This window comes from Mucilaginibacter sp. P25 (assembly GCF_050859465.1).
GTDB lineage: Bacteria > Bacteroidota > Bacteroidia > Sphingobacteriales > Sphingobacteriaceae > Mucilaginibacter > Mucilaginibacter gossypii.
Genome location: NZ_CP193937.1, coordinates 6,355,189 through 6,378,629 on the forward strand (window position 1 = coordinate 6,355,189; position 23,441 = coordinate 6,378,629).

At 42.2% G+C, this 23,441-nt stretch carries 19 protein-coding genes, 1 tRNA gene and 3 pseudogenes; 10 read left to right on the forward strand and 13 right to left on the reverse strand.

What is annotated here, in order from left to right:
* Positions 1-71: 71 nt before the first annotated feature.
* The gene (locus ACRQ5D_RS32035) at positions 72-275 is read right to left on the reverse strand and encodes a DUF5110 domain-containing protein (protein ID WP_091174262.1); all 204 of its coding nucleotides are present in this window, start codon (positions 273-275) and stop codon (positions 72-74) included.
* Positions 276-744: 469 nt separating this feature from the next.
* Here ACRQ5D_RS32035 and ACRQ5D_RS32040 point away from each other — a divergent pair, with 469 nt between their 5' ends.
* The 3 genes from ACRQ5D_RS32040 (at position 745) to ACRQ5D_RS32050 (ending at position 4,702) form a co-directional block, all read left to right on the forward strand.
* On the forward strand, positions 745-1,158 hold the full coding sequence (locus tag ACRQ5D_RS32040) for a PAS domain-containing protein (protein WP_431198770.1): 414 nt from the start codon (positions 745-747) through the stop codon (positions 1,156-1,158).
* Positions 1,155-2,573 (forward strand): PAS domain S-box protein, encoded by a 1,419-nt coding sequence (locus ACRQ5D_RS32045; protein ID WP_432327810.1) that lies wholly within the window; start codon positions 1,155-1,157, stop codon positions 2,571-2,573. Before ACRQ5D_RS32040 ends, ACRQ5D_RS32045 begins: the two co-directional genes overlap by 4 nt.
* 737 nt (positions 2,574-3,310) lie before the next feature.
* A complete protein-coding gene (locus ACRQ5D_RS32050) occupies positions 3,311-4,702 on the forward strand; it encodes a sensor histidine kinase (protein ID WP_091174494.1) in 1,392 nt (463 codons plus the stop codon).
* Positions 4,703-4,767: 65 nt separating this feature from the next.
* Here the strand turns inward: ACRQ5D_RS32050 and ACRQ5D_RS32055 are convergent.
* Positions 4,768-4,841, reverse strand: a tRNA-His gene (locus ACRQ5D_RS32055).
* 420 nt (positions 4,842-5,261) lie between these two features.
* Here ACRQ5D_RS32055 and ACRQ5D_RS32060 point away from each other — a divergent pair.
* Positions 5,262-7,061: a heavy metal translocating P-type ATPase gene (locus tag ACRQ5D_RS32060; protein WP_431198774.1), complete on the forward strand. Its 1,800-nt coding sequence runs from the start codon at positions 5,262-5,264 to the stop codon at positions 7,059-7,061.
* Between the two features lie 103 nt (positions 7,062-7,164).
* Positions 7,165-7,634: pseudogene (rnhA, locus tag ACRQ5D_RS32065) on the forward strand (ribonuclease HI).
* A 41-nt stretch (positions 7,635-7,675) separates the two neighbouring features.
* Here rnhA and ACRQ5D_RS32070 read toward each other — a convergent pair.
* From ACRQ5D_RS32070 to ACRQ5D_RS32105, 8 genes and pseudogenes are all read right to left on the reverse strand, one after another.
* The gene (locus ACRQ5D_RS32070; protein ID WP_091174273.1) at positions 7,676-8,167 is read right to left on the reverse strand and encodes a metallophosphoesterase family protein; all 492 of its coding nucleotides are present in this window, start codon (positions 8,165-8,167) and stop codon (positions 7,676-7,678) included.
* Between the two features lie 62 nt (positions 8,168-8,229).
* Complete coding sequence (locus ACRQ5D_RS32075) at positions 8,230-8,889, reverse strand: tRNA1(Val) (adenine(37)-N6)-methyltransferase (RefSeq protein WP_176844567.1); 660 nt, start codon at positions 8,887-8,889, stop codon at positions 8,230-8,232.
* Positions 8,890-9,655: 766 nt separating this feature from the next.
* Positions 9,656-10,044: pseudogene (gene gloA2 / locus ACRQ5D_RS32080) on the reverse strand (SMU1112c/YaeR family gloxylase I-like metalloprotein).
* Positions 10,044-12,266, reverse strand: a complete 2,223-nt coding sequence (gene purL, locus ACRQ5D_RS32085) for a phosphoribosylformylglycinamidine synthase subunit PurL (RefSeq protein WP_091174284.1) — start codon at positions 12,264-12,266, stop codon at positions 10,044-10,046. Before purL ends, gloA2 begins: the two are co-directional and overlap by 1 nt.
* A gap of 363 nt (positions 12,267-12,629) precedes the next feature.
* The gene (locus ACRQ5D_RS32090; protein WP_256337532.1) at positions 12,630-12,761 is read right to left on the reverse strand and encodes a hypothetical protein; all 132 of its coding nucleotides are present in this window, start codon (positions 12,759-12,761) and stop codon (positions 12,630-12,632) included.
* A gap of 225 nt (positions 12,762-12,986) precedes the next feature.
* Positions 12,987-14,609: a KGGVGR-motif variant AAA ATPase gene (locus ACRQ5D_RS32095; RefSeq protein ID WP_091174287.1), complete on the reverse strand. Its 1,623-nt coding sequence runs from the start codon at positions 14,607-14,609 to the stop codon at positions 12,987-12,989.
* On the reverse strand, positions 14,606-15,133 hold the full coding sequence (locus ACRQ5D_RS32100; RefSeq protein ID WP_091174290.1) for a helix-turn-helix domain-containing protein: 528 nt from the start codon (positions 15,131-15,133) through the stop codon (positions 14,606-14,608). The genes ACRQ5D_RS32095 and ACRQ5D_RS32100 overlap by 4 nt, the downstream gene beginning before the upstream one ends.
* Positions 15,133-15,564, reverse strand: coding sequence for a DUF6932 family protein (locus ACRQ5D_RS32105; protein WP_091174292.1), 432 nt, complete (start codon positions 15,562-15,564; stop codon positions 15,133-15,135). The genes ACRQ5D_RS32100 and ACRQ5D_RS32105 overlap by 1 nt, the downstream gene beginning before the upstream one ends.
* Positions 15,565-15,883: 319 nt before the next feature.
* Between ACRQ5D_RS32105 and ACRQ5D_RS32110 the strand changes: the two genes are divergently transcribed.
* A complete protein-coding gene (locus tag ACRQ5D_RS32110) occupies positions 15,884-16,321 on the forward strand; it encodes a hypothetical protein (RefSeq protein ID WP_091174295.1) in 438 nt (145 codons plus the stop codon).
* A 208-nt stretch (positions 16,322-16,529) separates the two neighbouring features.
* Entirely contained in the window at positions 16,530-17,030 is a 501-nt protein-coding gene (locus ACRQ5D_RS32115; protein WP_091174298.1) for a hypothetical protein, read from the forward strand.
* 48 nt (positions 17,031-17,078) lie between these two features.
* Here the strand turns inward: ACRQ5D_RS32115 and ACRQ5D_RS32120 are convergent, their stop codons facing one another.
* Positions 17,079-18,374 (reverse strand): serine hydrolase domain-containing protein, encoded by a 1,296-nt coding sequence (locus ACRQ5D_RS32120; RefSeq protein ID WP_143020870.1) that lies wholly within the window; start codon positions 18,372-18,374, stop codon positions 17,079-17,081.
* A 193-nt stretch (positions 18,375-18,567) separates the two neighbouring features.
* On the opposite strand from ACRQ5D_RS32120, the pseudogene bla reads away from it, so the two are divergent.
* Positions 18,568-19,433, forward strand: a pseudogene (gene bla, locus ACRQ5D_RS32125) (subclass B3 metallo-beta-lactamase).
* 189 nt (positions 19,434-19,622) lie between these two features.
* On the opposite strand, the gene ACRQ5D_RS32130 reads toward bla, so the two are convergent.
* Positions 19,623-20,687: a cobalamin-independent methionine synthase II family protein gene (locus ACRQ5D_RS32130; RefSeq protein ID WP_091174310.1), complete on the reverse strand. Its 1,065-nt coding sequence runs from the start codon at positions 20,685-20,687 to the stop codon at positions 19,623-19,625.
* Positions 20,688-20,904: 217 nt separating this feature from the next.
* Between ACRQ5D_RS32130 and ACRQ5D_RS32135 the strand changes: the two genes are divergently transcribed.
* Positions 20,905-21,387 carry a YybH family protein gene (locus ACRQ5D_RS32135; protein ID WP_091174313.1) on the forward strand — a complete coding sequence of 161 codons (483 nt, stop codon included), beginning with the start codon at positions 20,905-20,907 and terminating at the stop codon, positions 21,385-21,387.
* Between the two features lie 9 nt (positions 21,388-21,396).
* Here the strand turns inward: ACRQ5D_RS32135 and ACRQ5D_RS32140 are convergent, their stop codons facing one another.
* Positions 21,397-21,774 carry a hypothetical protein gene (locus tag ACRQ5D_RS32140; RefSeq protein WP_091174315.1) on the reverse strand — a complete coding sequence of 126 codons (378 nt, stop codon included), beginning with the start codon at positions 21,772-21,774 and terminating at the stop codon, positions 21,397-21,399.
* A gap of 221 nt (positions 21,775-21,995) precedes the next feature.
* On the opposite strand from ACRQ5D_RS32140, the gene ACRQ5D_RS32145 reads away from it, so the two are divergent.
* Positions 21,996-23,036 carry a hypothetical protein gene (locus ACRQ5D_RS32145; RefSeq protein ID WP_091174318.1) on the forward strand — a complete coding sequence of 347 codons (1,041 nt, stop codon included), beginning with the start codon at positions 21,996-21,998 and terminating at the stop codon, positions 23,034-23,036.
* The last annotated feature ends 405 nt before the right edge of the window (positions 23,037-23,441 follow it).

Sequence of the window (23,441 nt, forward strand, 5' to 3'; positions counted from 1 at the left end):
CCTTTTTACAGCTACCAGAATTGCCAGTTGTTCTGCAACTTGAACTAACGAGACTGCAGTAGCCAGAAACTTCAGATTTGCACAGAAACGCCCTTTTTCAAATTACCTGCTCCCAAATATTCTTTGCCATCCTTAAGGACGACAACTTTTAAATTGGCAACCTCCTTATTAATGGGATAACTGCCCTCCTGGGTAACCACACGCAGCGTAATTTCGTGGCCGCTTTTTGCTGCCTTGAATTTGATTTTGCTGTACTGCTTTTTCTTAAATCCCAACCTTCGTCCTTATCCCAGTAAAGTTCGCCCGTAGCGTTGTCTTTTGCATCTGGATTAATATATAGCGTTAAAGTCTTCAACGATTTCTCGCCTGTATTTTGATAACTGGAGAAACTGTTTTGATTGGCCCCGTCTTCACCAATTTTATTTAAAGTTTTGACTGATAAATAAAGGCGGTCAAAATCAAATTGGCCTGCAGGGGTCAATCTGTTATGGTTTATCCAGCCATTTGATAAGTCAAAATATCTTGGCACATGATATGAGATCGCACGCGATATTATTGTTCGGAAATTAACATCTTATGTCGGATTAATTATCTGACTTTAACATGCATTTACTGTAATTAATTAAACTTAGTTGTATTATGCTCGAACCAATTTTTAAACGAAAATAAAATTCATTCTTTTGTTACTTTTTAAACTCTCATAACTTACATTTATTTGTATTTACAGGTGTTAGGACCAAGATTATGTCAAAGAGAAATGATGCTTCTTTACAAAAAATTACCGCTGCTGGTGGGAGTTACGTAGAAAAAACCAAGGGCCAGGTAAAAACCAAGAAACACGACTTGCAATACCGTGTGCTGTTTGACAAAAGCCCGTTACCAATGCTCATATATGAGTTATCTAGTTATAGAATACTTGATGTAAATGAGATGGCTGTCTTACATTACGGATATAGCAAGGCCGAATTTTTAAACATGACTATACATGATTACAGGCCTCAAAAAGATGTTGAAGAGGTTAATAAGATACTTAATGGCCTTATTGATAAAAATCGGGCATACCAATTTGGGGTATATGAGCATTTAAAAAAAACAACACGACTATTAACGTTGAAGTTTCGGGTTACGCCATCACTTATGACGACAAAGAATGCATGATGGTTGTATTTAACGATATTACCGAAAAGGAAATTAGCTTGAAGAAGATAAAAGATAACGAACAAAAGCTATTGGATAGCCAACAGCAGTTATCGCTTATATATAACAATGTTAAAGATGTAATTTTTGTGATTAGCATTGAAGCGGACGGGAAGTTTAAATTCCTATCTGTAAACCAAGCCTTTACCGACATAACAGGAATTCAGGAAAGTGATGTTATAGGAAAATACATTGACTATATAATTCCCGAACCATCTTTAACCCTGGCGGTGTCTAAGTATAAACAGGCGATAAGTAGTAAAGAAAAAATTACCTGGACAGAAACAACACCATACCCTACAGGCACAAAAATAGGGGAAGTAACAGTTACACCAATTTTTGACCAATACAATAATTGTGTGCAACTGGTAGGGTCGGTACACGATATTACCGAATTGAAAAAAGAAGAACGACAGCTGAGATTGTTGGAATCTGTGATTACTAATACCAACGATTCGGTAATTATAATGGAGGCTGAGCCATTTGATGAGCAGGGACCACGTATCATATATGTTAATAATGCATTTACTAAAATGACGGGATATACTGCTGCCGAGGTTCTGGGTAAATCGCCAAGAATTCTGCAGGGGCCGAGCAGTGATTGGGCCGAGTTGGCACGACTTAATGAGGCAATCCGTAATTGGCTATCCTGTGAGATCACAATTATCAATTATAAAAAGAGTGGCGAGCAATTTTGGATAAACACTTCTATTACGCCCATAGCAAATGAAAAGGGTAGGTTTACTCATTGGATTGCGATTGAGCGGGATGTTACAGAGCAAAAATTAGCAGAGCAAAAATTAAACAGTTCTTACAAGGAAAGAAATGAAATACTGGAAAGTATTGGCGATGGCTTTTTTGCGATGGACAAAAATTGGGTAGTAAACTATTGGAATAAAAGGGCCGAAATTATTCTGGAAAAGCCTCGCGAAGAAGTTATTGGACGAGACCTGAGAGATATTTATCCCGATATACCAGGACGCGCTACTTACGAGCACTACAAAAAAGCGTTTAAAGAAAAAACTGTACAATCGTTTGAAACATTAAGCCCTGCCGTGAATAGGTGGTTTGACGTAATGGTTTACCCATCCGAAAACGGATTGTCGGTGTATTTTAAGGACATTACCGAAAGGTTGCTTCATTCCAAAGCTATAGAGCAACAAAATGAAAAATTAAGGACAGTTGCCTGGATGCAATCCCACTTAACCCGGCCTCATGTTGCAAATTTATTGGGCTTAATGAATGTTTTGAAAAACGAGGAATTAACAGAGGCTGAAAAGGGGGAGGTATTAAATCATTTGTTAACTGCAGTTAATAAGTTAGATGCAATAATATTAGAAATCGTTGAAAATGCTGAGGAAATAAAATACAAATAACAATTCTGAAATGAAAGTCTGCAAAGGTGAATAACTTTAAACGGCAAAAATTTTATATAATCGTTTTGATAATCAGCAGTTTTACCGCTAACAAGTTCATCTACAGGTCACCGGAACAAAGCGATTAATGGTTTATTTTGATCGGGCTAAAATTATAAAAAACTTGTAAATAATTGACTTGCAGAAATTTCTCTCTAATTCAAAAATACTTAGCGGTGGGATTGAGTCGTTCTTGGCGGTGCCGGTGATATAAATATAGGCGCCTTGCCGGACAAATAATTTGATAATAGCTAAAGCCATCTCTCTGTTGCGCCGGTTGTTTGTGCAGTTTTTTTGCTTTCGCCAGTTTTTCCAATGGGGCAAATTCATTTTTGCTCAATTAGCGAGGCGGAGAGCGTAGCATTTAAAATAGTTCAAACACGCCTAACCTTTTATACGTTTAACAGCCGGGCTCCGGTAGAGGATCTTAAAGCGACGATCCAGTAATGTTACGCCGAGGTCACTCCTGTCAAAAATTTTCGAAAAGGCAGCTTCCAGTATCTGATTTTACTTATCGATGAAGTGGCCGTACATGGCCGGGTTTTTAATCAGGTAATGAAAAGCAATGATATGTCATTATCCGACAAACAATATCAGAAAAAATAAAAACAACCCGGGGGCCTGAATCTCACATAAACAACTTTTTAAAATAAATGGCGTATAGAAGTGTATTCTTGCGCTCCAAGTACCTGTTCATCATGCAAAACCCTAAATTAAACTACTTCTTTGTTCGGTACTGCCGACGTATTCCTCACTTGTGGAACTCATTAATTGGCGATTCCTCAAATTTCTCGCTTGAATCACGTATATTTCATTCAATCAGCCTAAGCCTGATGGTTTTGGCCGCCTGTTATATTCCATACAATCTTGTCGCGGGTCTGAAAGTAGCAGCTGTATCATGCCTGTTGATTGGCACCGTTTTCCTACATCAATTCTATTTCTCCAGATTCAGGAGCAAACCGCATAGTAATGTCATATTCGGAATAACCGGACTTTTCATATTTTCAGTAAACTATTTTTCCAACGCCGGCATCAGCGGTTCCACAGACCTCATCTGGCCGTCTTACTTGTTACTCGTGTTTGCCATCTCGCCATACCGGCAGCACCTTGCCTGGCTTTCAACATATGTCATCGTTTTTATATTGATCCACTTGGCCGAATACCTCGATCCTTCCCTGGTGAGCCATCCTTTCGTGCAGGGCGAGGGCCAGGTCCTTGACCGGATCACGGCGTTTCCCATTCCTGTGCTGGCGATTTATATCATAATCAAATTTATCAGGAAAAATTATGATAAAGAAAGAAGCGAGGTATCGGAAAAAACGAAGTCCATCGAATTAAGAAACGAGCAAATGCTGCAACACAAAGAACAGCTTGAAAAAAGCAACGCAGAAAAGAGCAAACTTATGTCGATCATTTCACATGACCTACGAGCGCCCCTGATCAATATCCAAAATTATCTGGAACTATTAAGCGAGGATCAATTGGACAGCCAGGATAGGGAAATGCTGGAAAACAGTTTGAAAAACGCCACCCGCGATACGATCAACATGTTGTCTAACCTGTTAAACTGGTCAAGGACACAAATGACAGGCCCCGTTGTTCACCTCACCGCGCTTAACTTGCTGGGTACCCTCCTGCCAACACTGGAAATGGAACGTTCATTGGCTGCAGTAAAAAAGATAGATCTTAGATGGGACATTGCATCCGGGCTTACCGCGACCGGCGACAAAGACATGCTTGAGCTGGTGATCCGCAACCTGATCAGCAATGCGATCAAATTTACCCGACCGAACGGTCTCATTTTAATCCGTGGAAGCATATCCGGTGCTGATTGTAAGCTAGAAGTAAACGACAATGGAGTTGGTATACCATCGGACAAGAGAGCAGGTCTTTTCTCTCCGGTTACCGAACCCGCTTACGGTACAGAAAACGAACGGGGTATTGGCCTCGGCTTGGTGCTTTGTAAAGATTTCATGGAACGCCAGGGCGGCAGGCTTAATTATGAAAGCACTGTCGGAACAGGTTCCAGTTTTTTTATTTTTCTCCCCCTGTCTGAACAGGTGCCCAACCTGCCGGACCGTGCCAGGTAATAATGAGCCATAATATGGGCGTAAAAAAGGCCCATTTACGTATGTAAATGAGCCCTATAAAAGCGGGTAAGCAATGGGGCTCGAACCCACGACCCCCAGAACCACAATCTGGTGCTCTAACCAACTGAGCTATGCCTACCGTTTTGTTTTTCGAGTGTGCAAAAATAGAAATCTCCCGGTTAATTGCAAACTCTTTTTTAAAATTACATTAAGCTTACCCGTTTAATTTAGAATGATTATGCTTAATAAGTATTTTTGTAACTATGGCTGAGCAATTGATAGAACTAAATGTGACCGGCATGCATTGTAATAATTGCGCAATGTCCGTCCATAAATTCCTCGAAAAAAAGGTTTACACAATATCCTGGTTGATTTTGCCGGCGAAGAGGTAAAATTTTCAACCAACGATGAAACCCGGCTGCCTGAAATAAAAAAAGGGATAGAAAGTTTAGGTTTTAAAGTTGTCGAGGATCTCAGCACCCATTCGGTACCGTTTTACGAACGGGTAGAAAACAAATTTATCTTCTGCGCCATCTTTACCGCACCACTTTTGCTGCACATGATATTACCCTGGCATTTTCTGCATCAGCCCATAATTCAATTGTTGTTATGCCTTCCGGTTTTTATAGTTGGATGTTTACACTTTGGCAAAAGCGCCATTAGTTCAATAAAGGGAGGTGTCCCTAATATGGATGTGCTCATTTTTGTGGGCTCAACATCGGCATTTATATATAGCCTTATCGGCACAATACAAAACCTCGGCCCTCAATACCAGTTTTACGAAACTTGCGCCACCATTATTACCCTGGTGTTGTTAGGTAATGTGTTCGAAAAACGTTCGGTGAGTCAAACTACCTCGGCTGTAAAAGACCTCATCAAATTTCAGGAAGTGAATGCCAATCGCATCATAAATGGAAGCGTTGAAATAATCAATGCCAAAGAGGCGCGCCCTGGTGATACATTACTGGTTAATGAAGGCGATAAAATACCTGTTGACGGCGAGATCCTTTCAGGCCAGGGTTCGGTTAATGAGGCCATGCTCACAGGCGAAAGTATCCCGGTTGAAAAACAAAAATACGATAAGGTTATTGGCGGTACTATATTGCTTAATGGCAATTTCCATATGCTGGCAACCCGTGTTGGCTCAAATACCATTCTTGCGCAGATCATCGACTTGATGAAGAAAGCCCAGGCGGCTAAACCACCTGTTCAAAAACTCGGTGATAAGGTTGCGGCTGTATTTGTCCCTGCGGTAATACTGATAGCATTGACCACCTTTATGCTCACTTACTTTGTTGGCGGTTCGGGTTTACAACATGCTATCATGAATGCTATTGCTGTGCTGGTTATATCTTGTCCATGTGCCATGGGTTTAGCCACGCCCACTGCTGTTATGGTTGGTTTAGGCCGGGCGGCTAAGAACGGCATCCTGGTAAAAGGCGGAGATACGATTGAAGCCGTTACTAATACCAGATATGTAGTTTTTGATAAAACAGGCACACTTACAACCGGCAAGTTTACCGTTAATGAGATCAGGATTGAGAATGGTGCGGATATAGAACACATCAGGGGCATGATCACTGCCATTGAGGAGCGATGTAATCATCCGATAGCCAAATCGCTTGTAAACGGTTTAAAAGAATTACCACAGCAAAAGCTCATTTTAAAATCGGTTAAAGAAGAAAAAGGCTTGGGTATGCGTGCAGAAGATATCCACGGCAATAATTACTTTTTGGGTACAGCGAAAACCAACCACCAAGCCAATTTCAACATTGTGCTGTATAAAAACCAGGTACTGATGGCGCAAATTGCTGTCGATGATCAGGTAAAACCTGAAGCCGCCACGCTTATAACTCAACTTAAACAAATGGGTATTATCCCGGTACTGTTGAGCGGTGATAAAAAAGACCGTTGTCTTAGCGTAGCTCATCAATTAGGTATCACAGAGGTTCATGGCGAAAAACTTCCCGAAGAAAAACTGAAAGTGATTGACATTTATAAACAAAAAGGTAAAACCATTATGATAGGTGACGGCATTAACGATGCTCCTGCCCTAACCCATGCCGATGTTGGCATATCAATGAATGATGCCAGTCAGGTGGCAATTCAGTCGGCCAATGTAGTATTATTAAATACCGACCTGCATTCGGTGATCAAGTTTTTACAGATCAGCAGGCATACGCTGCTTACCATAAAACAAAACCTTTTTTGGGCCTTTGCCTATAATATCATAGCTATCCCTGTGGCAGCAATGGGTTTCCTTAATCCTATGGTTGGCGCACTCACCATGGCGTTTTCGGACGTGGTAGTGATTGGGAACTCATTGAGACTGAAGATTAAGAAAGTCGATAGACCATAGTCTATAGCCCATAGTTTCTATTTGCTTTAGATCAATGCAACGTATGATTTAAAGTTTCTTACTTTTGCCATGGACTATCAACTATCGTCCATGGACTTAAGATATGATCGAGATTTTTACAGACGGAGCTTCAAGCGGAAATCCGGGACCGGGTGGATATGGTGTGATCTTGCGTTCGGGACAGCATTATAAAGAGCTATCCGAAGGTTTCCGGAAAACTACCAATAACCGGATGGAGCTACTTGCTGTGATCAAAGGCCTGGAAGCGCTGAAAGCGCCCAATCAAAATGTAATGATCTTTTCCGACTCCAAATATGTTATTGACGCTATCGAAAAACGCTGGGTTAATGGTTGGGTAGCAAAAGGGTTCGCAGGCAAAAAAACAAAGATCTGTGGATGCGCTATTTGGAGATCAGCAAGCTTCATAAAATTAAATTCACCTGGGTGCGTGGGCATAACGGGCACCCCGAAAATGAGCGTTGCGACCAATTGGCAGTAGCTGCTGGTAAACGCCCTCCCCTGCTCATTGATTCGGTTTTTGAGGCGGAGAATGCAAGGGCGGGGATGGTTTAGCTTTGCGGGAGACGCAATTATGCGTCTCTACATCAAAACTTTCACCCCGCCAATTCAATTATCTGCAGATCCTGGATCTTGTCACCATCAATATTAAATCTCAACAACGTACGCACCTTATGCCAGCCCTGCTTACCGGCAGCGCCGGGGTTCATGTGCAGGCAGTTGATCTTTTTATCAAACATCACTTTTAATATGTGCGAATGGCCGGTAATAAATAATTGAGGCGGATTGCTGTAAATCTCAGCCTTGATATTTTGGCTGTACCTGCCGGGATAGCCCCCGATATGGGTCATCCATACATCTACTTCTTCGCATTTAAAGCGTAAATGTTCGGGGTAAACTATACGTACGTCTTTATCATCTATATTGCCGTATACGCCTTTTAAACGTTTAAAAGCAGCAAGTTTATCAGCCAGTTCAATGGTACCAAAATCGCCGGCATGCCAAATCTCGTCGCAGTTTTCAAAATGTTTAAAAACGGCATCGTCAAGGTAGCTGTGGGTATCGGAAATGAGGCCTATGCGGGTCATGGGGCAAAGTTAGGATTTAATTAGTCAAGAGTTAAGAGCCAAGAATTAAGATTCGAGGCGGGCTAAAATATCGTCAGGAAATTCTTTAGCACTCCCCGGTACGTTTCCGTATATACATTTGGTTCGCTGTAGATTACAAATTTACCGGTTATCATATGCGTGTTGTTTTTTCCGAAAGCAAGAATTTCCCGGTGCGCTGTATCATCCTTAAAGGAGTGAATGCTAATTGTTTTTTGCAGATAAAGACCGCTTTGTAAGGCGAGATTTTTCACCAGTGCCGAAGTATCTACAGGCAGTATCAGCCAGCAAATGCCCTGCTCTGTAAGCTGCGTTGCGACTACCGATATCAACTTTTCAAAAAAGCCATCAGCAGCATGTTTGGCTAAATTTGTTTTAACTCCCGGCGATTGCAGGGAGTTGATGTAAAACGGAGGATTAGATACAATAAGGTCATATCTTTTTTCAGGATAATCTTCAAAAAACTGTTCAAACCCATTTGCGTAAAGCGTTAACCTGTTTTTAAATGGCGAATTGCCGAAATTGCTTTTGGCCGTAGCTGCTGCTTGTTCGTCAATTTCAACTGCGTCTATTTTGGCATCCGTGAAACGTTGTGCGAGCATCAGGGCTATTACACCTGTTCCGGTGCCAATATCAAGTATGTTTAACGGATGACCATCACCTGCGATTGCACCCAGCAATACCCCATCGGTATTAATTTTCATGGCACAGCCGGCTTGATCAACGCTGAATTGTTTGAAACGGAACATGAGGGCGAAGTTATTGTTTTATTCTGTTGGTTGGGTTTTAAAGATATTTCTACTATATAACTTACATCGTCGCCCTCTTGGCCGGGCGGGGCCAGTTACTTTACCTTAGATGCAAAGTAACCAAACATCAAGGCAAAAAAATGCTTCCCCCACAGGCCATACTCCCTGGCCCGCTTTTTTGCCGGGCCTTTACCCGCTTTTGGTTTGGGAATCGTAAGGTTATTTTTTTCTCCTAAGGAAGCAGTTGACTTACTGCTTGTATATCGATTTCTCGCTTCTCTTTCCCACCTCTTTCTTGTCTCTTGCATCTTGATCTCCTGAATCTTTTCCCCTCCCCGTCAGCAGGTAAGCTTCGGGTGAAAGCGGGCAGAACAATGGTGGCCTGTGCGGTTGCAGGGGCATAGCAAGTTTTTGCAGAAGCATTGGGCAAGCGCGGGCAGGGCAAAATAATTGCAGCCCGTGGTTCTGCCCGTTTTGCAGGGCAAAGACCAAGCAAAGGCATGTGTGGGTGGCCAGTGCGGCAAAGAAGCCTATCTGCTGACTTGATTTTTTGGTTCTTTTGTATCAAGACAAAAGAACAAAGCCAACCCGCGGCAATTGAGCGGGCCGATGATAGTTAATAACAACAAAAGTTATTTTTAAAAACGAAGTAGACACTTCCCGTGGGATGCCGAAATAAATTCGGCACGACTTTCTATCTTAGAATATAGTTAGACGTCCTTTATCGCTCATACAACTCCAGCGGCAAACCATCCGGATCGGCAAAAAACGTAAAGCGTTTGTCGGTGGTTTCATCTATGCGGATAGGTTCAATATCCACACCAAAAGAAGAGATATGTGCTACCGCTTCATCCAAATCATCAACCTCAAAAGCTAAATGACGTAAACCTGCCGCTTCAGGACGCGAAGAACGTGCAGGCGGATTGGGAAAAGAAAAAGCTCGATCTGATAGAGGTCACCCACTTCCAGATCAAGCTTGTATGATTGTCGTTGTTCGCGATAAACCTCACGAACTATTTTTAAACCAAGCACCTCAGTATAAAACCGTTTGGATTTTGCATAATCCGAACAAATGATAGCTATATGATGTACCCGGTTAAGTTTTAACATTATTCGCCTAAAATACCGTGAAGGATATTGGCGTGAACCATTTTCAGGTCGGTAACATGGCCAAAGGCTTCTTCATCAACAGTTAAAGCACCGTTGGTTACAGTCCCCAGCAGGGTAAACTCAACCTCGCTGGTAGCCATTACCTCAACAAAACGTTCCTCCTCTTCCGGTGCAACGCTTACCACTACCCTGCCTTGTGCCTCGCCAAACAGAAAGGCATCTTTACGGATGCTGTCATCAGTAGCTATATCAAAACCAAGTCCGTTAGGCATTGCCGACTCTAACAGCGCAATATATAAACCACCGTCAGCAACGTCATGAGCCGATTCAACCACTTTGTGTTTGATCAGTTCCTTAACGGTTTGCTGCATATCGTATTCTTTATCGATATCGAAATGCGGCGCAGGTGCTTTAGTTATTTTATGCCATGAAGCCAGGTATTGCGACGAAGCAATATCATTAACAGATTCGCCAATCAGATAGATCAAATCGCCAGGCTGTTTAAAGTCGGCAGTCATGATGTTTTCAACGTTGTCCATTACACCAAGCATACCAATAGTTGGTGTAGGGAATACCGAACCACCGTCAGCAGACTGATTATAGAAACTCACGTTACCACCGGTAACCGGGGTTTCAAATTTGCGGCAGGCATCACCCATACCTTTAATAGCGCTTACAAACTGCCAGTAAACTTCAGGAATGTAAGGGTTACCAAAGTTTAAGCAGTTGGTAATAGCAACCGGCTCGCCACCGGCACAGGTAATGTTACGTGCAGCTTCGGCAACGGCAATGGCAGTACCTTTATATGGGTCGGCGTACACGTAGCGTGAGTTACAGTCGGTAGTTAATACGATAGCTTTATCGGTATCTTTAACGGCAACAACGGCAGCATCGCATGAACGGTTGGCGGTCATAGTTTGTACACCTACCATGCTATCGTACTGGTCGGTTACCCAACGTTTTGAAGCAATATTAGGATGGCCAACCAAATGCTCTGCAACCTCAACCAGGTTTGCAGGCTCGGCAACGTCGTCTATATTGAATTTCTGGTTTTCGGCAAAGTATGCAGGCTCGCGGTATTCGCGCTGGTAAACCGGGGCACCGCCGCCTAATACAAGGTCATCGGCAGGCACATCGGCAACTTTTTCGCCGTGCATAAAGTACTCCAAACGTTTGGTATCAGTAACTTCACCAATAATGGCGCAGTTAAGGTCCCATTTGTCAAAAATGTCTTCAACTTCTTTTTCGCGACCTTTGTGAACCACGATCAGCATGCGCTCCTGTGATTCAGAAAGCAGGATTTCGTAAGGTTTCATATGATCCTGGCGGGTTGGCACTTTGTCCAGGTCGATACGCATACCGTGCTCGCCTTTGGCGCTCATTTCTGAGTTTGAGCAGATGATACCGGCAGCGCCCATATCCTGCATACCAACAACTGCACCGGTTTTAATAACCTCAAGGGTAGCTTCCAGTAACAATTTCTCCTGGAAAGGGTCGCCTACCTGTACGGCAGGAAGGTCGTTCACCGAATCTTCGGTAATATCTTTAGAAGCAAAGGCGGCACCGTGGATCCCGTCTTTACCTGTAGCCGAACCAACTATATAAACCGGGTTACCTACACCATATGATGTAGCAGAAACGGTTTCGCCGGCCTTAACAATACCGGCCGACATAGCGTTAACCAGCGGGTTAACATTATAGCAATCGTCAAAAAATAATTCGCCGCCCACAGTTGGGATGCCGAAAGCGTTACCATAGTGGCTGATCCCTTTAACCACACCTTTAACTAACCATTTGGTTTTGTCGAGGCTTAAGTCGCCAAACCGTAATGAGTTAAGCTGTGCGATTGGCCTTGCGCCCATGGTGAAAATATCGCGGTTAATACCGCCCACGCCTGTCGCGGCGCCCTGGTACGGTTCAAGGGCCGAAGGGTGATTGTGCGATTCGATTTTGAAGGCGCAGCCTATGCCATCGCCAAGGTCAACCAGACCGGCATTTTCTTCACCTGCCTTAGCCAGCATCCGCGGACTATCCTTTGGTAAAGTTTTAAGCCATGTAATTGAATTTTTGTATGAGCAGTGCTCGCTCCACATAACCGAGAAAATAGAAAGCTCGGTAAAGTTGGGCACACGCCCTAATATTTCATTTATACGTGCAAATTCTTCGGGTAAAAGGCCCAGATCTTTAGCGGTTTCAACGGTGGTTAATTCCTGGTGCTCCAATGTAATATTGTTTTATTTGAAAGGATGCGCAAAAGTATGAATTTTTGAGGGAAAGGCGAAAGGGAGTTTAGGTTTAGGTGAAAGGTAGAAGCTGAAAGGCGAAAGGTACGAGCAGATAATTGCATAAATTGAGGCATTCAATTGTAACAAAGCGGCTGTCCCAATTTTTTTGATTCCCCAAAAAAATAAAAAAATCTCCGGCGTCCTTTTTTTTAAAATGGGCATGTTCCAGATTTTGAGTGTGAAAACGCGGGACACCTTTTTATTGAAACACTTTGATAATCAAACAACTATCATTTCACCCGAAACACCATTAAATAACTCATAATCAGTAAATAAAACTTTCATGAGTAAAAAACGGGATCAAGCCATCGATTTTTCATCCCCATCTATTTCACTCATTTTTATGATTTTTTGGAGATTTTCTGCAATCAGCGCTTTAGTTGCAAAAGGTACTGACAGAATAGCGACACCATTGTTATAGCTTAAATTCATTAAGACAAGGCATTAAATTTCTTTTGCTGGCGCGATTATGCAGCAGGGAACGGTGGTCTGGTGCTCGTGTTTTCTCTAATCAGGCTCATCTTATAACTTACCTTGTATAAAAGTCACGAGTACGCCACGCTTTTGCCAGAGCTGCATACTCGCGCCAGTTGGGGAGCTGTGCCCTGTGGTAAATGTGCTATGTTTTGAATTTGCTTGCGTTTGTAAATGGATAAATCAAATATATTGTTCGGGATCAATTTGGAAGTCATCTATATTCATATCATATTTTGATATTAACGCGATAAATCTTTCGTCATTAAAAAAACGCTCGTACACTTCTCTTGCATAATACATATTAGATGTCTTTAATCCTTTGGACAACGCTATCGCTAAATTCAAATAGAATTCTTCTATTTTATCCATATCGGCATAAATTTCAGCTAGTGTCGCGAAAAAAATCGGCTGATTCGAATTCAGTTCAATCGCTTTTGTTATGTCACTTAACGCTTGTTGAAATTGTTTGCTACTTCGGTATTGATCTGCTCTTCCATTTAAAGCCATATCGAAAGATGGATGTAAAGCTAAAGCTTTGTCAAATGCATCGATCGCCTTATCTGGTTTCCTTAATCGTGCATAGATTAACCCTATGTTAAGAAACACAATGGGTCCATAACGTTCAGCTGAACGCAAGTATTTAAGTGCTTCATCATATTGTTTTAAATTCATATAAAGCAATCCCAGGTTAAATCTGATATGAGGAGACACAGGGTTCAGCTCCAAGGCTTTCAAGTGATCATCAATACCCATCGATGCATTCCCTTGTTGTGCGTACAAAACACCACGAGCAATATAATACGCATATTTACTACTGTCTAACTCAATAGCCTTATTTATATGTTGCATTTTCATTTTCATGCCACTTTCAATATTGCTTTTGTGAAATTCCACTTCCGCGCGCTTGGAAGTAAGGAAGCGATCATCCAGGTGAAGTTGATCTCCGGTTATAGTCTCAAACAGTTTTAGATAATCATTGGAAATCGACCCTGGCTGATAATCATAATGAGGGGATGACAAATAACTCTCTTCCTCTTCTATTCTTTTGTCAGAATGGATAACTGACACGTCAAATTCAGGAAGGTTAAAATCAGTTTTAAAATCATGTTTAAGTTTTTCGACGATCAAGAATTCTTTTTCTTTTTCATTGGGGCCAAAAGGAACTCGACTTAAAACAAAATTGATTTTAGGTGTCGTACCAAAAAGTGCGTTATTTGGATTTGTTAAACTTTTGATAATTTTTTTACTACCAAAAAGATTTTCCTTATTGTTGATACATAGTATAACTACTTGTTCTGCAAGCAAACGGAGCGTAATCCCTGAAATATCTGTTATTCCAGTTCTGGAATCTATCAATAAAAAATCAGGCTTGAATACTTTTTCTATTTTGGCTTTAAAATCAAGGAAAAAACTAACTCCAGACGCATTTTCAGCGTAGAACAAATCAGACCAATTAATCATGGACAGTTTTTTCCAATACTCCGGAGAATCGATATTTCCTGCGGGTATCATAGTAATTGGCTGGAAAACACTAGCCGCCGGCTCTAGTATTACAGCGTATGATTCCAAATCCTGATCAATGACTTTTTCTGACGAAAATAGATGGATATAATCAACTATGCCACGATTTATTGGATTAGCTAGTTCATAATTCTTGAACTTGAAATGAAGGCCTGGTGCGTCAAGATCAAAATCAACGATGCATACGCGCTGTCCTATTTCTGAAAGGCGAACGGCGATATTGGTCAATGCTAATGAACGTCCAACTCCGCCTTTGTAGGAATAAAATGTTATTGTTTTCATTCGATGCAAAGTAAAGCGCCCCGTTCTCTTATTTGATCTTCTGTAATCGCAACGTTCTCTGGAGTAATATGATCTGGTAAATTAAACTCGGGTTCAATGCTTATAAAGATGATTTTTTCAAAATAGCATCTAATTTGCAATGCCAAAGCAACCTCTCTTAGTCGAGCTAGATTTGCAGATTCATAATCCGTTGCTTCATAACGCTGTATTTGTTGTTCTTGGATTCCAATTCGATCTGCCAATTCGCGATGAGTGATTTTTTGCGCAATTCTAGCCCCTATTAATAATTTATGTATATCATCTAAGCATTTTGCAGATATGATATGTAAATTACCTTTTGTCAATTCATCAAACTCGTGAAGTTCAGCCTTCATATCGTCTATTAATGCATCAAAAGAATTTAAACCTAGGATCAATTCCGCGGACGTCTTATTTTTTGCATCAGCCATAAAGGCGATTCTATCCTTTTCAAGCACTTTTAGTTTTTCCTTAGTAAGTGCTGCTTGTTTTTGATTCTTTATCATCAGAATAGATTTATTTTTAAAATACCTTTTTGCTCTCCCGTTTGTTTATCTATTTGGAAGAAATCGATAAATAATTTTTTAGAACCTTGCTCCATGATCGCCGCCGGGAAAATATCGGCTAAATATCGCGCCTTGGCTAATTGCCTATTAAACAGAATTGGAAGATTGGCTAGCTCGTATTCATAGCCAGTGCCGGTACCTTCATCCCAACACACATCAATATCACCAGGCATTAATTTGGCGGTAACAAAACTGCCGTCGACGTAAATAGCTTGTGCGTTAATACTTTTTAAATCTTGCACTAATCTCACTAAACCATTATATAGATTACGTCTATGTAAATTATAAACGAACTTGGCCTCCAGTTCTTTAATCTCGCAAATATGAATTCCTGGTGGCAATATGCCATTTTCGGCGAGTTCGGGAATCATTAATTAAACTTGGTTTTTGTTCAAAGATACTATCTTATACGAATAACACAACAAAATTGTTTGGATAAATTCTACTAAAACGAGCCTTTTGATGCCGTGCTGGTACCGGTGTTTATTATTCAACCTCTTTTTCATTACTATATCTCCGTGCAACAATTGCCATTCCCCCAACAATTCCCTAATTTTATTCAACTCAAACTAAACCCCAACTGGCGCGAGTATGCAGCGCAGGCAAGAAGCGTGGTGTACTCGTGACTTTGTAAAGCATTTTAAATAACTTAGCATATCATGAAGCTACAGGGTACCAACAAACCAAAGGATGAAAAACCATTTGATATTTCTACTAACAATCATCTTATTCGGCGAACCGCATAAGATTCAGGTTAAAGAGCGAACAACAGCTATTGTGGTAGAAAAAATTTTTCCACAACCTCCTTTAAATGAGTCAATAAGATACAAAAAGAATAATTACCATATAAAAAGTATCGAAAACTTTGACAAAGATGGCTCGCTCAATAGCGTTAGTTTTTTAAAATCCGAAGGCTGGCTTGGATATAAAAGAGAAGAGTTTTCCAGGATCCGGGATTTCTTTGAAGCCTTTGATCTAAAACCCAAACTGGAATGCCAAATCATTGGCAAAAACCTAATGAAAATTAATGCTGATACGATAGCATATGATTCACTAAACAGTCAGCGTCGTATAATCTATTATTTCAAAAAGAAAGACCACAAGTGGTTATTTATTTTGAAGTTTTGATTTATTGTGAAATAAGATGCTAACAACCAACAATTGCCATTCCCCCAACAATTCCCTAATTTTATTCAACTCAAACTAAACACGCCTTACAATAACCTCCACCCTTCTGATGCCAGACACAAGCACAAGGCGGATATGTTGATTAGAGTAATGAAGAGCTAAAAAGCACACAAAAAAGGCATTCACCAGCAAACACCAATTTAAACCCATGTCCATATTTATAAAAATCGTATCGACAGCGCTGCTTATCATAAGCACAGGGAACCCATTTGCCAAAACCGGCAGCCAATCTCCGTCAAACATCAGTTCAAAGTCGGTTGTGATTTACCGGTATAACCCGCATCATAAAAAAGACCATAAGGTTAAGGCCATAGCACTTTTGGATACTAAGTGTTATTACTTTAAAAAAGTACCGCATCTGCAAATAGGTAAACCTTTATCAGCCGAAAACGGCAAATACATAGCGGATGCCACCATGAACAACTTCATGAGCAAGCTGACCGCAAAAAATTTCGAAAACATCAACAAGCGGGAATGTAATTGCGGCGGTATGAGTGAGGAAACCTATGTTATAGAGATAAGTCCCGACGGGCAGGCCGCCAGCAGGAGGATTTTTTATGTTCCGGTAGTTAATAACTGCCCGGCCAATTCGTCATGCGCGGTTATTGGCACTATTACCGATTTCTTTGCAAAACTGAAGCAAAAATAATTCATCCCCCACCGGTCTCCCAACCAGCGAGGGGATGCAGCCAATTAACTATTTCAGAAACAGATCCCCTGTAGCCCAGGTTGGGTTTTTGGCGTACGCCTTCCAGAAGATCTGATCAAGGGCAAAATCGAAATTAGCTTTGAAACTGCGTGTGTTGGTCAGGATCACAAAATTAAACCCGTTACCCAAACGGGCTTGTTCTGTAGCCGTACCGGGCAGGCTTCCCTGGTGAAAGTAGCTATCGCCTGCAATGGCCCAGCCGCAACCATAGCCGGCATTTGCAGTTGAGCCGGTATACATGGTGGTTAGCGAAGCCGAGGTAAGGATATCTGGCCGTACGGGAAATTTATCAATATAAACCAGGAACCTGGCCAGGTCGGCAGCGGTAGCAACCCAGCCCCCATGCGCATCCATCCGCGTAATATTATAAGCATAAGGATCCTCTCCGGATTGACCGTAATAGGTAACTTCTTTAGCCTGTTTATCGGCCAGTGTGTTGCCGCCAATGGTCATATCAGTAATTCCGATTGGAGTTAAAACCAATGTTTTTACAGCTTCAGCATAGGTTTGGCCGGTAATTTTTTCTATTACACGCCCCAATATGCAATATCCAAAGTTAGAGTAATCGTAATTGGTACCCGGTACATGATCGAGCGGGCGGTTATCTAAAGTCCAGGTAATGAGCTGGGCCGTCGTCATTGTCGGGTTACTGAACATCGGGTCATCTGTTTCATTCCCCCAGCCGCCCGAGGTGTGGTGCAGCAATTCATCAACCGTAATATCGGTAATGTGTAAGCCGTAGGCTTTAGTACCATAGGTTTTACCTAAAATAGCACCATCGCCAAATACTTTGTCCGATAGTTTTATTTTGCCCTGCTCAAGCAGTTTCATGATGGCAACCGCCGTGAATTGTTTTGAACAGCTGGCCAACCGGTAACGGTCGCTAATAACAGCTTTGGTACCTTTAGATTTATCGCTTACGCCGTAAGCTTTCAGGTAAACCAGCTTTTCGCCTTTGGTAATCGCTACGGATACCGCCGGTACATCATAAGTAGTCATAAAGGTATTTACCTCATCATCTAAAGCGGCAACAGCAACTTTACTGGGGGTTAGGGTATCAATAATGGTACCCGTTCCTCCACCTGTGCCTGTTCCGGTACCTGTACCGGTGCCTGTACCCGTTCCTTTACCGGTTGTATCTGCACCGTTGTTTGTTTTAGTTACAGAAGGTGCATCCTTTTTACAGGCGGCAAAAAACAGCAGACACGCAATTGTAATTAATTTACTGATTTTCAAAGCATTAAACGATAGGCTATAAAGCCCGGATGGATAAGTGTTTTTCATAGGGTATTTAATGGATATTAGGTTTAGTGTAAATTTCGGGCTTTGTTGCCGGGGCTATAACGCAAAGGCAAAGCTACATTACCGGTAAAAAAACACTTACGCGTATGTTGCAAATACTTTCGAGTTTGTTGCATTTTTGTTGCAGCACCATGCGCGCATAAATAAATCCTTTCACCTTTAAAAGATTGATGAAATGAAACGAACGCTTATCCTGTTATTATTTTTCTGCAACGCTTTAATAGCCCAGGCACAAAGGGTACTGGAACCATCAGCAGAAAAGCACCCGGAATGGACCCGGCCGTTTCCCCCATTTCAAATCGCGGGCAATCTTTATTATGTGGGCACCACCGATCTGGCTTGTTATCTCATCACCACTTCCGGAGGCAATATCCTGATCAATACCGGGCTTGCGTCATCCGAACCACAAATCACAGCAAATATCAAAACCCTGGGCTTCAAGGTTTCAGACACAAAAATTCTTTTAACAACGCAGGCTCACTTTGATCACATGGGCGCTATGGCGGCAATAAAGAAGATCACAAAAGCCAAAATGATGGTAGATGAAGGCGACGCGGCGGTAGCAGCCGACGGGGGCTTTCTGATTATGATCTTAAAGGGGATGTGCGCACATTCAACCCTGTAAAAGCAGACCGTATTTTACACAACGGCGATAGTATTAAGCTGGGTAACATGAAACTAACTATACTTCACCATCCGGGCCATACCAAAGGGTCTTGCAGCTATTTATTTGATGTAAAAGATAATAAACGAAACTACAGGGTTTTGATCGCCAACATGCCCACTATCGTTACCAATAAAAAGTTCACAGATATACCTTCTTACCCTAACATCGCTAATGACTATGCGTATACCTTAAAAGCAATGCAGGGGTTGAAATTTGATCTCTGGTTAGCATCCCATGGTATCCAATTTGATCTCCTCAGCAAGCACAAGCCAGGCAGCCCTTATAATCCGATGGTTTTTGCTGATAAGAAGAATTATTATGATGAAATAAATGAACTGCAGGATGAGTATGATAAGAAAATGGCGTTAAAATAATTTTTGAAGAATCGTTTACTGGTCAAAGCTTAGCAACGGCGTAACTTCGTCCTAAAATGGGTTAAGCTTTTAGCTTAACCCAAATCCATAAAAAAATATCAACTTAAACCGTAAGCAGGACGCTTACATTGTTTTAGGTCCAGGTTACGCTATCGCTAAACTTGAACCAGTATCAGATATTTAAACCTTCTACCTCCCCAATACCTTCTCCGCCAGCTTAGTACCCTCAACCCTGGCGCGGATCTTGGCAAAAGCAATTTCCCGCGCAGTTGAAGTATCATCACCAAATGGCGAAAAACCGCAATCGTCGGTAGTCCCCAGTTGTTGAACAGGAATCACCTGCGCGGCTTCCAGGATCAGGTCACTTACTTCTTCGGCAGTTTCTATTTTGGGATTAATCACATCGGTAACACCAAGAAATACCCGCTGGCCTGCTCCAAGGTTTTCTTTAATAGCATTAAGCACCGTTTTCTTATCCTTTTCTGCTGCATATTCCAGGTAAAAATTACCGGCATGGAGTTTAAACAGCAGCGGGAGCAGTTCCGTATAAGAAATATCGGCGCTATGGGTTGAGTCATGGTCACCGCCGGGGCAAGTGTGTACGCCTATCTTCTTCTGTTCTTCGGCAGTGAAGCGGTCGAGTACCTGGTTATTGAGGTCGATAAAAGCCGATAGCAGTTGTTTGCTGGGATCTAACTTAATGGCCAGGCGGGCTTCGGTAAAATCAATTTGTACATTATAAGCGCCGCTTTCAAGGCATGAGCGGATATCATACACCGCATCGTTCACCAAATCGGCAAGGAACTGATCGCGCGAATAACCGTCGATGCCCTCCTGCGGATAAAGCAGGCTCATGGCCGAGCAGGAAATAACAGCCTGTTTCACCGGCAAATTAGCATACTTTTTGGCTTGGTTTAGGTATGAGTTTGCAAAAGTAGTGTAATGAAATGGGCCGGCTGTTAGTTTGGGTAACTGGCGGGTATGCCCGTCAGCAAAGGGGATCACCACGCCATCAGCAGCAAAGTTCTTAAAACCCTGCATTGGGTAAGTAACAAAGCTTGGTTTTGATTGCTCGCCATCACTAATCACGGGCGAACCTGTTGCTTCCAGTTCCTGAATAGTTTCCCGCGTAGCCCGATCGAACAGGTCGTTTAATTCGTCGGCTTTAATTTGTCCGCCTGCAAAGGCGGCCATGGCTTGTTGCAAGTAAACCGGGCGCGGAATGCTCCCGATGGGTTCAGTAAGTATTTTCATATATAGGTTAAGATTGATTCATAAAGTTAACAAATGAAACCTATGGTAAAGTATTATGGGTAAATAAATTATAATGATTCAATGCACGCTATATCAATATCCGCCCCCTCTCGTCCCTCCCAACCCGCATCTCGTCAATTATCCCAACACAATCATCAATTCATCAAACCCATACCGTTAGCATTAGCTATTTTGGTATCAAAAACCAATAACCGGCATGAAAATATCACGCTGTCTTATTTTCATCGCTTTAATATTTTGCGGCTGCTCCTCAGCACCCCAAAGCGATAACCTTGCCGCCGACAAACTTGCTCTTGAAAAAACCAAGGCCGCCTTTGCCGCTGCTTTTGCTCATAGTGATGTAAAGGCTATTGTAGCGCTGCACCATCCTGATATTGTTAAATATTTTGGCGGCAGCAATGTGGTTACCGGCCGCGCGCAGCTGGCCCGGCAGTTAAAGGCCATGTTCCGTACATCCAGGATGGAATTAATCCAGAACCAGGTTGAAAGTACCGCCTTTAATGGCAACACCATTATCGAAACCTGCATATTCGCGTTTAGGGCAACCCCGGTAAATGGCGGCAAGCCGTCTGTAGGCCGGGGGCGATCAATGACTGTTTTTGTCAGGTATAAAAACAGCCCCTACGGTTGGGTTTCTATAAGGGAAATGGCCCAGGCGGCTCCTGAAGTTGCAAAATAATTCTGTTTATCATTGAGATCTTTTAAGCTTGCGCATTTCGCTTAATGACATGGTTCTATCGTTCGCGACATCCCAATACCTTATAGCGAAGGTTTTGGCATCAACTTCGTACCATTCATAAGTTCGCAATTGAAAGCCGAGATCTTCAATTATTGATACCTTGTAATAATTATTTTCTTTAGTTGGTGTATCCTCAATTTGTGCTTTTAACAACCTGGGATTTTTATGTGCTTTTCTAAACTCATTTTCCCGCTGCACCTCTGGTAAAGCATTAATAAGCTTTAATACCTTTCGCTCTGTTGCATTTGTAGCTGCCCCATATTCCTGCCCATAACCAAAAGCACAATTAAAACCCAGTAAAAATATAGTCAGAATTAACTTTTTCATAAAAAATTTATTGAATTAAAGATAGTTGTTTTCGCTATATTATATACTACATTCACGTAAAAACCGCACACGCAAAAAGTGGTTCAACGCATTGCTTTTCAATAATTTATATTTAATTTCATTCATCTAACAGCAATAAAACCATACCAACCAGCAATTAGGATTTGCACAAGCACAATTGTGCTTTTACCATCATTAATATTTATTAAAAGGCGAAATAAATGAAACCGCGCGATCATAGTTTTTGGCCGTTTACGCCAAAGGTGAGTATCATTACCGCCGTTGTTGTTTTATTGGTACTCCTGCTGCTCACCGGGGTGCTCCGTGTTTATACAGGCTGGCCTGCCGAATCGGCCAATAACACCGTTTTGATCGGTATTTTTATCCTTAGCCTGCTCCCTATCGTCCTCGCAATCCTCAATGTAGTTATTGAGCGCGGGGGCAGCATAGGCTATGGCGACCTCAAGATCGACTTTTCAAAAATCCAGCAACTGTCAAATTCGGGTTTTACCGTGCCCGCCAATATTGGGGTACGGGGACAGTATGTTGCCGACAGCGGCACTTCCAATATCCTCGAAACACTGCGCGCAGCCACCTCTTCGGGCGTCGCGGTGATCGACCTTGAAGATGGGCACGCCTGGTGGGAAACCCGGTTGTTAGTTTTGCTGGCCGGCGCCGACCGCCTTAAAAAGCCCGATAAAATTGTTTTTGTAGCAACTGCCGAAGCAAGAGAGCAAACTTATTTAGGCTGGGCCCGCCCCGGCGACCTGTTGGAACAGCTGCTAAAAGAAGACCCGCGATATTTAAGAACCTTTTATGCCGCCCGTGCGGCTGCCGCGCAATGGGCATTATTAGGCCCTTTAGCTGTCTTGCCGCCCGGCAGTTATTATAATGCTCCGCCGCCACCGCCCTGGATGCAGGGTATACTTGCCCTGAGCCACGCCTGGATGGCATTTTCAACCACCACCGGTTTACCTAACGAATTATTAACCGAGCAGTTATTACAGAACGAACTTGGCCAAACTATTGAAAGCACGGGCGGCGCAAAGCATATCAGCACCGTACACCTTGATAATTTATTTAAGCCGGTACTGATAAAAAAACAGATAGACAAAAACTGGGACAATGAGCAGCAAACAAACGCCCTGTTCGCCAATGAAGATCCTTTTATTGTAATAACAGAAAGTGGCAAATACTCGGCGATAGTTTCGGCACAGTCTTTATATAATGAGGTATTAAGAGGCTATTTAAAAACAGCCTGATGAAGATTTTATTAGATAAGGCCTCATAGTTTCATTACTTATAATACCGCGACTGTAAGTTACTGATCGTTAAATGTGTTTTCCCGATCAATATTATAAATATGGGCGTTGCCTGCGGCCGTGCTATACGCTCATACGCCTGCAGGCCTTATGCTCATTAGCCGGTATCCGCTCCTATCACTAACGCGGCTCCCGCGCACCATCACTAAAACCTATTTTATACATCACCGCAACTTTTTCCGGGTTCCCCAGGGAGGCTACCCGCAATGACGAATTTTGTTTTATGTAGAGACGCATCACATGCGTCTCCCACATGCAAATTCCTGAACTTAATGACCTACAAACCGGCTTGTCCTATGGGAGACGCAATTATGCGTCTCTACCAAAAATGTTTCACCTGTTCAT